Origin of the sequence: Nitrosospira sp. Nsp14 (assembly GCF_900113575.1) — a bacterium.
GTDB lineage: Bacteria > Pseudomonadota > Gammaproteobacteria > Burkholderiales > Nitrosomonadaceae > Nitrosospira.
Map to the genome: position 1 here is coordinate 1 of NZ_FOPV01000053.1, position 1,110 is coordinate 1,110.

At 52.8% G+C, this 1,110-nt stretch carries 1 pseudogene; it reads right to left on the reverse strand.

From position 1 onward, the window contains the following. Window positions 1-839 (reverse strand): annotated as a pseudogene (locus BM022_RS14985) (hypothetical protein); the annotation flags it as partial. Window positions 840-1,110 lie beyond the last annotated feature (271 nt).

A 1,110-nucleotide genomic window follows, 5' to 3' on the forward strand; every position in this document is an offset into this window, starting at 1 on the left:
CCAACGAATACCCCCTGCGTCACCCAGTTGATGAATTCGTAGGCCAGAACCTTCGAATGGATGAGGAAGGTGGCATTGGTAATGGTCGAGATCATCACTTCCCTTACCGGCACCGTTTGGTTGGGCACGGTGTAGCGCACGATCGATACCAGAGCTTCCCCATTTTGAGTTTTCAAAAGCGGCACAACGTTGGGCTTCGATCCGTCCCGCAGGGTGAGAGTGTCATTTCGCGGATTGGCCGCAAAGGCGAAGTCGGTAACCGGAAATGGATTGGTCGTGTTCACGTACTCAAAAACTTCCTTGCTGAGTGCCGCCGGCACGCTCCATTGACCTTCATAGCTGGCTCCGCCGGAGGAATAGACCAGACCGTAATCCAAATATACCCCATAAGGAGGCTGTGGATCCCAGTAGGTCCCCGGCCATCCTGACAGTACCGCCTGACGGACACCAAAGTTTTTCTGGTAATTGTGCAGCATGTCCCATTCCGTGGGCGTGAAGGCTGGGTTCAGTCCAGCGTCCGTCAGGATGATGCCGTTATAGTTGCCCACGCAACCTGCTTCGGCAGCCAGGCAGTTGGCCCCTCCCGCATTAGAGGCGAGCATCGCCGCGGTAAGATCCTGCGTCTTGGAGTTCAACACATCGTATGGCACGCCCATTTCATCGAGCACGGGTTTGATGTAGGCATAGCCCACATCTTCTGTTACCTCTCCTGTCGTGATGAGCAGTATTTTCAGTTTGACGGCATTATCAGCAAACGCAGGCGTCGTAACGGTAGCAGCAAGCCAAATAACCGCTGAGAGCAGCAGCGAGAATTTCAGGTGCGAGTTCTTCTTGTTCATGAAAAAATCTCCTTTTTTTTATTAGCGGACCTTACATAGTTTTCAACCTCAGAACTGACCAGGCTTTTGCGGGTGCAGGCCTTCAATATTCCTTTCGTTTCTGAAATCAGGATTTGCCGATCATCACCGCTGGATAAACAAAAAAGCCCCCGGTTTTGCCGGGGGCTGACTTCAGTTCCTCATTTAGCAGGCGTGTGACTGTGCGATCCGTCAGGTGCGTGACTGGTCGTTGGCTCAGGCAAGGGTTTTTCCGCCTGGCTCTTGGATATCA